General features: G+C 64.9%; 9 protein-coding genes. 7 read left to right on the forward strand and 2 right to left on the reverse strand.

The window, feature by feature from the left end:
• The first annotated feature begins 58 nt into the window (after positions 1 to 58).
• The 5 genes from ABIB00_RS28275 to ABIB00_RS28295 all read left to right on the forward strand — a co-directional run bounded on the left by ABIB00_RS28275 (position 59) and on the right by ABIB00_RS28295 (position 7,284).
• Positions 59 to 3,040 carry a 2-oxoglutarate dehydrogenase E1 component gene (locus tag ABIB00_RS28275; protein WP_354106609.1) on the forward strand — a complete coding sequence of 994 codons (2,982 nt, stop codon included), beginning with the start codon at positions 59 to 61 and terminating at the stop codon, positions 3,038 to 3,040.
• 160 nt (positions 3,041 to 3,200) lie between these two features.
• Positions 3,201 to 4,448 carry a 2-oxoglutarate dehydrogenase complex dihydrolipoyllysine-residue succinyltransferase gene (odhB, locus tag ABIB00_RS28280; protein ID WP_354106610.1) on the forward strand — a complete coding sequence of 416 codons (1,248 nt, stop codon included), beginning with the start codon at positions 3,201 to 3,203 and terminating at the stop codon, positions 4,446 to 4,448.
• A gap of 52 nt (positions 4,449 to 4,500) precedes the next feature.
• Entirely contained in the window at positions 4,501 to 5,262 is a 762-nt protein-coding gene (locus ABIB00_RS28285; RefSeq protein WP_354106611.1) for an SDR family oxidoreductase, read from the forward strand.
• 57 nt (positions 5,263 to 5,319) lie between these two features.
• On the forward strand, positions 5,320 to 6,720 hold the full coding sequence (lpdA, locus tag ABIB00_RS28290; RefSeq protein ID WP_247444071.1) for a dihydrolipoyl dehydrogenase: 1,401 nt from the start codon (positions 5,320 to 5,322) through the stop codon (positions 6,718 to 6,720).
• A gap of 33 nt (positions 6,721 to 6,753) precedes the next feature.
• On the forward strand, positions 6,754 to 7,284 hold the full coding sequence (locus ABIB00_RS28295) for a hypothetical protein (protein ID WP_247344395.1): 531 nt from the start codon (positions 6,754 to 6,756) through the stop codon (positions 7,282 to 7,284).
• 97 nt (positions 7,285 to 7,381) lie between these two features.
• On the opposite strand, the gene ABIB00_RS28300 is transcribed toward ABIB00_RS28295, so the two are convergent.
• Positions 7,382 to 7,972, reverse strand: coding sequence for a DUF4337 domain-containing protein (locus tag ABIB00_RS28300; RefSeq protein ID WP_247444070.1), 591 nt, complete (start codon positions 7,970 to 7,972; stop codon positions 7,382 to 7,384).
• Positions 7,973 to 8,092: 120 nt separating this feature from the next.
• On the opposite strand from ABIB00_RS28300, the gene ABIB00_RS28305 reads away from it, so the two are divergent.
• Positions 8,093 to 8,656 (forward strand): hypothetical protein, encoded by a 564-nt coding sequence (locus ABIB00_RS28305; RefSeq protein ID WP_247444069.1) that lies wholly within the window; start codon positions 8,093 to 8,095, stop codon positions 8,654 to 8,656.
• 4 nt (positions 8,657 to 8,660) lie between these two features.
• On the opposite strand, the gene ABIB00_RS28310 is transcribed toward ABIB00_RS28305, so the two are convergent.
• Positions 8,661 to 9,626: a tyrosine recombinase XerC gene (locus tag ABIB00_RS28310; RefSeq protein WP_354106612.1), complete on the reverse strand. Its 966-nt coding sequence runs from the start codon at positions 9,624 to 9,626 to the stop codon at positions 8,661 to 8,663.
• A 111-nt stretch (positions 9,627 to 9,737) separates the two neighbouring features.
• Here ABIB00_RS28310 and ABIB00_RS28315 point away from each other — a divergent pair, with 111 nt between their 5' ends.
• Positions 9,738 to 11,948 carry a primosomal protein N' gene (locus ABIB00_RS28315; RefSeq protein WP_354106613.1) on the forward strand — a complete coding sequence of 737 codons (2,211 nt, stop codon included), beginning with the start codon at positions 9,738 to 9,740 and terminating at the stop codon, positions 11,946 to 11,948.
• Positions 11,949 to 12,063 lie beyond the last annotated feature (115 nt).

Below are 12,063 nucleotides of genomic sequence, written 5' to 3' on the forward strand. Positions count from 1 at the left end.
GGAGCCCAGCGCCAGCGCCGTTTGTTATGCGCGAACCGAAATCGCCAGGAACTCAAGTATGTCTCGCCAAGACGCGAACGCAGCCTTTGCCCTCTCCTCCTTTTTGCAGGGCACCAACGCCACTTACATCGATGAAATCTACGCCCGCTACGAGAAGGATCCGTCCTCGGTGGATGCCGAGTGGCAGGACTTCTTCAAGAGCCTCAACGACCAGCCGGCTGACATCAGCAAGAACGCCGAAGGCCCGTCCTGGGAGCGCGCCAACTGGCCGCTGACCCCGCAGGACGATCTGACCTCCGCCCTGGACGGCAATTGGGCGGAAGTCGAGAAGACGGTCGGTCCCAAGATCGCCGCCAAGGCGCAGGCCAGGGGCGGCGACAAGGGCGGCGGCAAGGTCGGCGGCCTCTCCTCCGCCGACCTGCTCCAGGCTACGCGCGACTCGGTCCGCGCCTTGATGCTGATCCGGTCCTACCGCATGCGTGGTCATTTCCACGCCAAGCTCGATCCGCTCGGCATCGAGGCCCAGCGCAATCGCGAAGAACTCGATCCGCGGACCTACGGCTTCAGCGAAGCCGATTTCGACCGCAAGATCTTCCTCGACCATGTGCTCGGTCTCGAATACGCCAACTTGCGCGAAATCACCGCGATCTGCGAGCGCACCTACTGCCAGACGCTCGGCGTCGAGTTCATGCACATCACCAACGCGGCGCAGAAGGCGTGGATCCAGGAGCGGATCGAGGGGCCGGACAAGGAAATCTCCTTCACGCGCGAAGGCCGTCGCGCCATCCTGATGAAGCTGGTCGAAGCCGAAGGTTTCGAGAAATTCTGCGACACCAAATTCACCGGCACCAAGCGCTTCGGCCTGGACGGTGCTGAATCGCTGATCCCCGCGCTCGAGCAGATCATCAAGCGCGGCGGCAATCTCGGCGTCAAGGAGGTCGTGCTGGGCATGCCGCATCGCGGCCGCCTCAATGTGCTGACCCAGGTGATGGGCAAGCCGCATCGCGCGCTGTTCCACGAGTTCAAGGGCGGCTCGGCCAACCCTGACGCGGTCGAAGGCTCGGGCGACGTCAAATATCACCTCGGCGCATCCTCGGATCGCGAGTTCGACGGCAACCGCATCCATCTGTCGCTGACTGCCAACCCCTCGCATCTCGAGATCGTCGATCCCGTCGTGCTCGGAAAAGTCCGCGCCAAGCAGGATCAGCACGGCGATCCGCCGGACCAGCGCATCTCGGTGATGCCGCTCCTGATGCACGGCGACGCAGCGTTTGCCGGCCAGGGTGTGGTCGCGGAATGCTTCGGCCTGTCGGACCTGAAGGGCTACCGCACCGGCGGCTCCGTGCACTTCATCGTCAACAACCAGATCGGCTTCACCACCTATCCGCGTTATTCCCGGTCTTCGCCGTATCCGTCGGATGTTGCGAAGATGATCGACGCGCCGATCTTCCACGTCAACGGCGACGATCCGGAGGCCGTGGTGTTCGCGGCCAAGGTCGCGACCGAGTTCCGGCAGAAGTTCCACAAGCCCGTCGTCATCGACATGTTCTGCTACCGCAGGCATGGCCATAACGAGGGCGACGAGCCGGCTTTCACCCAGCCGGTGATGTACAAGAAGATCGCGGCCCATCCGTCGACGCTCGAACTCTATGCCCGTCGCCTGATCAGCGAAGGCGTGCTGACTGAGGGCGAGGTCGAGAAGGCCAAGGCGGACTGGCGCGCGCGGCTCGATGCCGAGCTCGAAGCCGGCTCCGGCTACAAGCCCAACAAGGCCGACTGGCTCGACGGCAAATGGGCCGGTTTCAAGATCGCCGATCAGGAAGAAGATGCGCGGCGCGGCGTCACTGGCGTCGACACCGCCGAACTGAAGGATATCGGCCGCAAGATCACCAAGGTGCCGGACGGTTTCCGCGTCCACCGCACCATCCAGCGCTTCCTCGATAACCGCGCCAAGGCGATCGACACCGGCGCCGGCATCGACTGGGCGACAGGCGAGGCATTGGCGTTCTGCACCCTGCTCAACGAGAACCACCATGTCCGCCTGTCGGGCCAGGATTCCGAGCGCGGCACCTTCTCGCAGCGCCACTCCGTCCTGATCGACCAGGAGGACGAGAGCCGCTACACGCCGTACAACCATCTCGGCCACGAGCAGGGTCATTACGAGGTCATCAACTCGCTGCTGTCGGAAGAAGCGGTGCTCGGCTTCGAGTACGGCTACTCGCTCGCCGAGCCGAACACGCTGACGCTGTGGGAAGCCCAGTTCGGCGACTTCGCCAACGGCGCGCAGGTCGTGTTCGACCAGTTCATCTCCTCGGGCGAGCGCAAATGGCTGCGCATGTCCGGCCTCGTCTGCCTCTTGCCGCACGGCTATGAGGGCCAGGGACCGGAGCATTCCTCGGCGCGGCTCGAGCGTTTCCTGCAGATGTGCGCCGAAGACAACATGCAGGTGGTCTACCCGACCACGCCGGCGAACTATTTCCACGTGCTGCGCCGGCAGCTTCATCGCGAGATCCGCAAGCCGCTGATCGTGATGACGCCGAAGTCGCTGCTGCGTCACAAGCGGGCTGTGTCGCGTCTCGAGGAACTCGCGAAGGGAACGACCTTCCACCGCATCCTCTACGATGACGCCCAGATGCAGCCGAGCGAGGCGACCAAGCTCGTTCCGGACGACAAGATCCGCCGCATCGTGCTCTGCACCGGCAAGGTCTATTACGATCTCTACGAGGAGCGCGAGAAGCGCGGCATCGACGACATCTACCTGATGCGCGTCGAGCAGCTCTATCCGGTGCCGCTGAAGGCGCTGGTGGCCGAGCTGTCCCGCTTCAAGAAGGCCGAAATGGTGTGGTGCCAGGAAGAGCCGCGCAACATGGGTGCCTGGCACTTCATCGAGCCCTATCTGGAATGGGTGCTGAACCAGGTGAACGGTGTGAGCCGGCGTCCGCGTTATGTCGGCCGCGCCGCTTCCGCCGCGACCGCCACTGGCTTGATGTCCAAGCATCAGGCCCAGTTGAAGGCGTTCCTGGACGAAGCATTGAGCTGAAAAGTCTTTACACCTCGTCATGCCCCGCGAAGGCGGGGCATCCAGTATTCCGCGCCGCCCGTCTTTATCACGACTGTCACGGCGTACTGGATCGCCCGCATCCGCGGGCGATGACATCTGCACTTATGTCTGCATTGGCGATCTCCTTAAGGAAAAGACCATGACTGAAATTCGTGTGCCGACCCTCGGCGAATCCGTCACTGAGGCCACCATCGGCCGCTGGTTCAAGAAGGCGGGCGATCCCGTCGCCGTCGACGAGCCCTTGGTGGAGCTCGAGACTGACAAGGTCACCATCGAAGTCCCGGCGCCCTCCGCCGGCACGCTGAGCGAGATCGTCGCCGCCGATGGCGCGACCGTTGCGGTCGGTGCGCTGCTCGGCCAGATCACCGAGGGTGCCGCTGGCGCTGCCAAACTGGCTGCCGCTGCGCCCGCAAAGCCCGCGGCTGCCGCTCCTGCCGCCACCGCCGCGGCTGCTCCCGCTGCGGCGTCAAAGGCGCCGCCGGCCGACGCCCCGCTCGCCCCGTCCGTGCGCAAACTCTCGGCTGAGACCGGCATCGACGCCTCGACCGTTCCGGGCTCCGGCAAGGACGGCCGCGTCACCAAGGGCGACATGCTCGCCGCGATCGAGCGTGCGGCGTCTGCGCCGACCCCGGTCAACCAGCCCGCCGCCGCCGTTCAGGTCCGCGCGCCGTCGCCGGCCGATGACGCCGCCCGCGAAGAGCGCGTCAAGATGACCCGGCTGCGCCAGACCATCGCGCGCCGCCTCAAGGACGTGCAGAACACCGCGGCGATGCTCACGACCTTCAACGAGGTCGACATGACCAACGTCATGGCGTTGCGTGCCCACTACAAGGATGCGTTCGAGAAGAAGCACGGCTCGAAGCTCGGCTTCATGGGCTTCTTCACCAAGGCCGTCGTGCAGGCGCTGAAGGACATCCCGGCTGTCAATGCCGAGATCGACGGCACCGATCTGATCTACAAGAACTACTACCACATCGGCGTCGCCGTCGGCACCGACAAGGGCCTCGTCGTGCCCGTGGTGCGCGACTGCGACAACAAGTCGATCGCCGACATCGAGAAGGGCATCGCCGATTTCGGCCGCCGCGCCCGCGACGGCCAGCTCAAGATCGACGAGATGCAGGGCGGCACCTTCACCATCACCAATGGCGGCATCTACGGCTCGCTGATGTCGACCCCGATCCTGAATGCGCCGCAGTCGGCCATCCTCGGCATGCACAAGATCCAGGAGCGGCCGATGGCGATCGGCGGCAAGGTCGAGGTCCGCCCGATGATGTACCTGGCACTGTCCTACGATCACCGCGTCATCGACGGCAAGGAAGCCGTCACCTTCCTGGTTCGCGTCAAGGAGAGCCTGGAAGATCCGGCTCGCCTGGTGCTCGATCTCTGATCCCTGATGCTCTGCGAGCGCCGTCGCCTTTCGCGGCGGCGCGTGTCGAACCATGGAGGCGCGCGTGACGGATAAAGTCGTTGTCATCACCGGCGGCAGCCGCGGCATCGGCCGCGCGACCGCGATTGCGGCGGCCGCGCGCGGCTTCCGCGTCGTGGTCGGCTATGCCAGCAACAAGCAGGCCGCCGACGAGGTGGTTGCCGTGATCGAGGCCAGCAACGGCAAGGCGATCGCGGTCAAATGCGACGTCGCGGAGGAAAGCGACATCCTCGCGCTGTTCCAGGCGGCGGACAAGTTCGGCACGCTCGGCGCGCTCGTGAACAATGGCGGCATCGTCGGGACCAGCGGCGTGCGTGTCGACGAGATGTCGGCCGAACGCATCCAGCGCGTCATGGCGGTCAACGTCACCGGCTCCATCCTCTGCGCCCGCGAAGCGGTGAAGCGGATGTCCACGAAACACGGCGGCACGGGCGGCGTCATCGTCAATCTGTCATCGGTTGCCGCCAAGCTCGGCGCACCCAATACTTATGTCGATTATGCCGCCTCCAAAGGCGCGATCGATTCCTTCACCATCGGCCTGGGCTATGAGGTCGCGAGCGAAGGCATCCGTGTCGCGGGCATCCGCCCCGGCCTGATCGATACCGAAATCCACGCCTCTGGCGGTGAGCCCGATCGGCATCATCGTCTGGCCCATATGGTGCCGATGAAGCGCGTCGGTACCGCCGACGAAATCGCCAACGCCATCGTCTGGCTGATGTCGGACGAGGCCTCCTACGTCACCGCAGCCACTCTCGATGTGTCCGGCGGACGCTGACGCGCCGCGCGGACGCTGACACATCCTCATCACGCTAAACTCACGGGACTTTCTCTCATGGCTACCTACGATCTCGTCGTCATCGGCACCGGACCGGGCGGTTATGTCTGCGCGGTGCGCGCAAGCCAGCTCGGCATGAAAGTCGCCGTGGTCGAAAAGAACGCCACGCTCGGTGGCACCTGCCTCAATGTCGGCTGCATGCCGTCGAAGGCGCTGCTGCACGCCTCCGAAATGTTCGAGGAAGCCGGGCACTCCTTCGCCAAGATGGGCGTGTCGGTCTCGGCGCCGAAGCTCGATTTGCCCTCGATGATGAATTTCAAGCAGCAGGGCATCGACGGCAACGTCAAGGGCGTCGAGTTCCTGATGAAGAAGAACAAGATCGACGTGCTCAAGGGCACCGGCAAGATCTTGGGCACCGGCAAGGTCGAGATCTCCGCCGACGGCAAGTCGCAGGTCGTCGAAACCAGGAGCATCGTGATCGCCACCGGCTCGGACATCGCGCGTCTGAAGGGCATCGAGATCGACGAGACCCGCATCGTGTCGTCGACCGGCGCGCTCTCGCTGGACAAGGTCCCCGGCAAGCTGCTGATCGTCGGCGCCGGCGTGATCGGCCTCGAGCTGGGCTCGGTCTGGCATCGTCTCGGCGCCGAAGTGGTCGTCGTCGAATTCCTGGACCGCATCCTGCCCGGCATGGATGGCGAGATCGCCAAGCAATTCCAGCGCATCCTGGAGAAGCAGGGTTTTGCGTTCAAGCTCGGCGCCAAGGTCACAGGCGTGGACACCTCCGGCAAGATGCTGAAGGCGACGATCGAGCCCGCCGCCGGCGGCGCTGCCGAGACGCTGGAAGCCGACGTCGTTCTGGTCTGCATCGGCCGCGCGCCGTACACGGACGGGCTGGGGCTGAAGGAAGCGGGCGTAGCGCTCGACAATCGCGGCCGCGTGCAGATCGATCCGCATTTCGCCACCAGCGTGAAGGGCGTCTATGCCATCGGCGACGTCGTGGCGGGCCCGATGCTTGCACACAAGGCCGAGGATGAAGGCGTCGCGGTCGCGGAGATCATCGCCGGGCAGGCCGGTCACGTGAACTACGATGTTATCCCGGGCGTCGTGTATACCACGCCGGAAGTGTCCTGCGTCGGCAAGACCGAGGAGGAGCTGAAGCAGGCGGGCGTGGCTTATACGGTCGGAAAGTTTCCCTTTACCGCCAACGGCCGCTCCAAGGTCAACCAGACCACCGACGGCTTTGTGAAGATTCTCGCAGATGCGAAGACCGATCGCGTGCTCGGCGTGCACATTATCGGCCGCGAAGCCGGCGAAATGATCCATGAAGCGGCCGTTCTCATGGAGTTTGGCGGCAGCGCCGAGGATCTTGCCCGCACCTGTCACGCGCACCCGACCCGCTCGGAGGCCATCAAGGAGGCCGCGCTTGCAGTCGGCAAGCGGGCCATCCATATGTAGGTCGCGCCCAGCTCCGAATCGGGCGGGAAACACATGCTGCGCCGCCTGCTTCAACCGGTCTGGGTCCTGCTTGCGATCATCTTCCTGATCGAAGCCTGGCTGTGGGATCATCTCGAACCGATCGTCGCGCGGGCTGTCGCAATCATTCCGCTCGCGCGGTTCAAGCAATGGCTGTCGGAGCGTGTCGACGCGCTGTCGCCGGCGATGACGCTGATCGTGTTCGCGGTCCCGATCGTTCCGCTGTTTCCGCTCAAGCTGGTCGGCCTGTGGCTGCTCACGCACGAATACTGGACCAGCGCGGTCGTCACGATCCTGTTCGCAAAGCTGCTCGGGGTCGGCGTCACCGCTTTCGTGTTCGACGTGACGCGCGACAAGCTGATGGAGATGGGCTGGTTCGAGCGGCTCTATCAGCTCGTGATGAAGCTGCGCGCCAAGGCCGCCGAGCTGGTCGATCCGGTCAAGCGCCGCATCAGGGAGCTGATCGCCGGCAACGGCGAAGGCTGGTCCTCCCGCACGCTCCGCCTGATCCAGCGTTTTCGCAAGAGCGTGCACGAAGCGCGCTGATCATCGCCACTTGTTCGGTGTCATTGCCCGCGAAGGTGGGCGGCGTACTGGATGCCCCTTCGCGGAGCATGACAACGGTGTACGTCGCTTCAGCGCATCAATGCAAATGCAGCAGATGGGGCATCCACAGGCCGAGCGCCGTCATGAAGATGCCGGCCAGGGTCAAAACACCGGCGACATAGGCGAGCGCGATGATGCCGGTGATGATGGTGGCCGAGGCCAGCACGATGCCGATCTGGAAGGCGGCCGACGCCAGTTCGAAGTGATGGTATTTCGCGGTCGCCTCGTCGCGCTCGTGCTCGGCGTGCTTGGCCTTTTCGGCGAGCTGCTCGGTGCCTTCGCCGGTCTCCGGCTCGGAGCGATAGCGCGCCGCGGTCTTGGTCCAGTCGTCGATCTGCTTCTGCACCGTCGCCTTGATGGCGTCGTCGGTGGTGGCGCCGAGCGTGAGCTTGCCCTGCTCGGACGCGGTCAGCACCACGGTGCGGCGAACGCTCTTCGCCTGGAAGAACGCCCAGAGATTGGCGGCCTCGACGTTCTTGCTGATCGATTCGGTCTGGGCGCCCTTGCCGAGCGTCTCCGAGATCGCCAGGAACAGCGCCAGCACGGCGATCAGGAGGGCGATCTTCTTGTTCGAGCCGGACGCGTGCTCGGCATGCTCGGCATGCTCCATGCTTTCATGTGCGCTCATAAGTCCCTCCTGGCTCGGTTCCCCACGATTGACCGAACCGTTGTTCCGGCGCAAGCGCCAAGCGATCATTTGAGCGGATGCTTTAAGGGATTTTTTTGTCACGCGTCTTACGTTCAGCGCATGACTACAGCGGAATTCATCGCCTGGGCGCTTTGGCCGATCGTGGCCCTTTTCGTCGTCCTGCTGGCGGCGATCAGCCATCCCCGGCTGCGCCTCTACGTCATCGTGGCCGCGATCAGCGCGTTCTTCGTCTACTTCGTCCTCGGCCTTCTCTACTGGCGCAGCTCGATCGCGGGCGTCACGGATGCCTATCTGTTCGGCGTGATGTTCTCGCTGACTATGTTTGGATTGGCCCTGCGCAGGTTGATGAACGGCGGCCAGGGTTCGCCACGGCTTTCCAAGTGGAAGCTTGTGGTCGCCCTTGTGCTTGGTGCTGCCGGGACCTGGCTATTCGCCAGCACATTGTATTCGGACTATGCCGAGCCGCGCCTCGTGATTGAGGGGCGCGTGGAGAGCTTACGCGGGTCCGGCAAGCGAATCGCCGAACATCTTGCCGATATCGGGGGTCACACGGTGAAGGCGACGACGCCGGTCTATGACCGCCTCAAGTTCAAGCCCTATGTTCGCGCCGAGATCGGCCGCGGCTCGAACTACATCTTTGACATTGAGTATCTCGCCGACTGATGCCTCACCGCCGCGGATGCGCGCTGGCATAGACTTCCAGCAACCGCTCGGAATCGATGCCGGTATAGATCTGCGTGGTCGAGAGCGAGGCATGGCCGAGCAATTCCTGAATTGCGCGCAGATCGCCGCCGCGTGACAACAGGTGCGTCGCGAAGGAATGGCGGAGCGCGTGCGGCGTGGCGCTGTCGGGCAGGCCGAGCGCGCCGCGCAGCCGCTCCATCGCGAGCTGGATGATGCGGGGGCTCAAGGGCCCGCCGCGTGCGCCCAAGAAGATCGGTCCCTCCGCCGGCAGCGGATACGGGCACATCGCGACGTACTCCTGCACGAGCGCGAGCACGTTCTGGAGCACCGGCACCATGCGGGTCTTGTTGCCCTTGCCGGTCACGATCAGCACGTCGCCCTCGCCGGGACGCGGCACCTCGCGGCGCGTCAGGCCAAGCGCTTCGGAGATACGCAGGCCTGATCCATACAGAAGCGCCATCACCGCGGCATCGCGCGCCAAAATCCAGGTCTCGCGATCCTCGCCGGCGCGTTCGTCGGCGTCCGCAAGACGTTTGGCCGACGCCATCGGCAGCGGTTTTGGCAGGGTCTTGGCGACTTTCGGCGCGCGGATCGCCGAGAGTGCGCCGACCTTGCCCTTGCCTTCGCGTTCGAGAAAGCGGCCGAACGAGCGCAGGCCCGCGAGTGCGCGCATCAGCGAGCGGCCGGCAATATCGTCGGCGCGGCGCATCGCCATGAAGGCACGGATGTCGGTGGCCTCAAGCGCGGCGAAACGCTTGAGCGTGACGCGCTCGCCCCAATGGGCGCAGAGGAAATCCAGGCACTGCCGCAAGTCGCGGCTATAGGCTTCCAGCGTCTTCGGCGACAGCCGCCGCTCCGCGCCGAGATGGGACAGCCAGCGCGTCATCTCCTGCGCGATCGAGGGATCGGCGCTGGCGAGCTCGATTTGTGGGGCGGCCGCTTTGCTCATGCGCTCTGGACGTAATGATTCCACTCAGTATATCGCATCACACCCGTTTACTGTTCGCTAAGGCCTCCCCCAGGCGTTAGCTTCAAGACCCCCAGGTTCCGATTCTCCCCCATGGATCATTCGTCGCGCAGCCAGACCGTCCCCGCCAACGCGACCCGCATGGTCGACGTGCTGGTGCCGGTCGCGCTCGACCAGACCTATTCCTACAAGGTGCCGCGTGGGATGGAGCTGAAGGCGGGCGATCTCGTCGGCGTGCCGCTCGGCCCGCGCGAGGTGATCGCGGTGGTCTGGGCCGAAAACGCAAATCCGGATCCGCGCCTGCACAACCGTCTCAAGGAGGTCAGCGACAAGCTCGACATCCCGCCGTTGAAGCCCGAGCTGCGTTCCGTGGTCGATTGGGTCGCCAATTACACGCTGAGCCCGCGCGGCATGGTGCTGCGCATGTGCCTGCGAATGGGCGAGAACCTCGGCCCAGAGCGGGTGCGCGCCGGCGTGCGCCTGGTCGGTGATTCCCCGCGGCGGCTAACGCCGGCGCGGCAGCGCCTGATCGAGGTGCTGTCGGACCGGCTGCTGCACGGCAAATCGGAAGCCGCCAAAGAAGCCGGCGTTTCGGCCGGCGTGATCGACGGCCTCGTCGACGAAGGCACGCTGACGGTCGAGCCGATGCCGCCGCCTCCGCCGCCGCCGGCCCCCGATCCGGATTTCAGCCGGCCGGATTTCACACAGCTCCAGTGCATTGCTGTCGATACGATGCGCGCGCTCGCGGCCAACGGCACCTTCCACGTCGCGCTGCTCGACGGTGTCACCGGCTCGGGCAAGACCGAGGTTTACTTCGAAGCCGTGGCCGAGGCGATCCGCCGCGGAAGACAGTCGCTGATCCTGATGCCGGAGATCGCGCTGACCGGCCAGTTCCTCGATCGCTTCGCGCAGCGTTTTGGCGTGCGTCCCTTGGAATGGCATTCGGAGCTGACGCCGCGCACCCGCGCGCGCAATTGGGCGGCGATCTCCGAGGGCAGCGCGCCGGTCGTGGTCGGCGCGCGCTCGGCGCTGTTTCTCCCTTACGGCAATCTCGGCCTCATCGTCGTCGATGAAGAGCACGACCAGGCCTACAAGCAGGACGAGGGCGTCCATTATCATGCCCGCGACATGGCGGTGGTGCGCGCGCATATCGCAAAGGTCCCGATCGTGCTGGCCTCGGCGACGCCGTCGGTCGAATCCGAGGTCAATGCGCGCAAGAACCGCTATCAGCGCATCGCGCTGCCGTCGCGCTTCGGCGGTCAGCACATGCCGCATATCGAGGCCATCGACATGCGCCGCGGGCCGCCGGCGCGCGGCCGCTTCATCTCGCCGCGACTCGCTTCCGAGATCAAAATCGCGATCGAAAAGCGCGAGCAGGCGCTGCTGTTCCTCAATCGCCGCGGCTATGCGCCGCTGACGCTGTGCCGCGCCTGCGGTCATCGCTTCGCGTGCACCATCTGCGATGCCTGGCTGGTCGATCACCGCTTTCGCCAGCGGCTCGTCTGTCACCATTGCGGCTTCTCGATGCCGCGTCCGCAAACCTGCCCGCATTGTTCGGCGGAGGAATCGCTGGTCGCGGTCGGGCCCGGCGTCGAGCGCTTGCAGGAAGAGGCGGCCGCGCTATTCCCGGAAGCGCGCACCATGGTGCTGTCGAGCGATCTCATCACCTCGATCGAGACGATGCGCTCCGAACTGAATGACATCGCGGAGGGTCGCGTCGACATCATCATCGGCACGCAGCTCGTCGCCAAGGGCCACAATTTCCCGCGGCTCAATCTCGTCGGCGTGGTCGATGCGGATCTCGGCCTGTCCAATGGCGATCCGCGTGCATCGGAACGCACCTGGCAATTGCTCAACCAGGTGATCGGCCGCGCCGGGCGCGAGCAGGGCCGCGGCGTCGGCTATCTCCAGACCCACCAGCCCGACCATCCCGTGATGAAGGCGTTGATCGCCTGCGACCGCGAAGCCTTCTACGACAGCGAGATCGACTTGCGCGAGCGCACGCTCTATCCGCCGTTCGGGCGGCTCGCGAGCCTGATCATTTCCGCCGGCGACCGACCGAGCGCCGAAGGATTTGGCCGCCGTCTCGTGGCGCTCGCGCCGCGCGACGAACGCGTGGTGGTGCTGGGCCCGGCGGAAGCCCCGCTCGCGGTCATCAAGGGCCGCTACCGCTTCCGCATCCTGGTGAAATCGGCGCGCGGCTTCGACCTGTCGGATTATTTGCGCAACTGGCTTGCCGTGTGCCCGAAGCCGAAAGGCAATCAAAAGCTCGAAGTCGACGTCGATCCGCAGAGCTTTTTATAGGGACTACAAAACTCTCTCCCCGTCATTGCGAGCGCAGCGAAGATTCCATGGGGAGTGGATAGCGACCAAGTCTGAGGCCAGACTGAGGTTGCAATACCACCCAACCTGGAGACGA

The organism is Bradyrhizobium sp. LB14.3 (assembly GCF_040547985.1).
Lineage (GTDB): Bacteria > Pseudomonadota > Alphaproteobacteria > Rhizobiales > Xanthobacteraceae > Bradyrhizobium.

Excerpts from the sequence above, each read along its gene's own strand:
- ABIB00_RS28300 (WP_247444070.1), bottom strand. The coding sequence starts at position 7,972 with ATGAGCGCACATGAAAGCATGGAGCATGCCGAGCATGCCGAGCACGCG.
- ABIB00_RS28305 (WP_247444069.1), top strand. The coding sequence starts at position 8,093 with ATGACTACAGCGGAATTCATCGCCTGGGCGCTTTGGCCGATCGTGGCC.
- lpdA (WP_247444071.1), top strand. The coding sequence starts at position 5,320 with ATGGCTACCTACGATCTCGTCGTCATCGGCACCGGACCGGGCGGTTAT.
- ABIB00_RS28310 (WP_354106612.1), bottom strand. The coding sequence starts at position 9,626 with ATGAGCAAAGCGGCCGCCCCACAAATCGAGCTCGCCAGCGCCGATCCC.
- ABIB00_RS28315 (WP_354106613.1), top strand. The coding sequence starts at position 9,738 with ATGGATCATTCGTCGCGCAGCCAGACCGTCCCCGCCAACGCGACCCGC.
- ABIB00_RS28285 (WP_354106611.1), top strand. The coding sequence starts at position 4,501 with ATGGAGGCGCGCGTGACGGATAAAGTCGTTGTCATCACCGGCGGCAGC.
- odhB (WP_354106610.1), top strand. The coding sequence starts at position 3,201 with ATGACTGAAATTCGTGTGCCGACCCTCGGCGAATCCGTCACTGAGGCC.
- ABIB00_RS28275 (WP_354106609.1), top strand. The coding sequence starts at position 59 with ATGTCTCGCCAAGACGCGAACGCAGCCTTTGCCCTCTCCTCCTTTTTG.
- ABIB00_RS28295 (WP_247344395.1), top strand. The coding sequence starts at position 6,754 with ATGCTGCGCCGCCTGCTTCAACCGGTCTGGGTCCTGCTTGCGATCATC.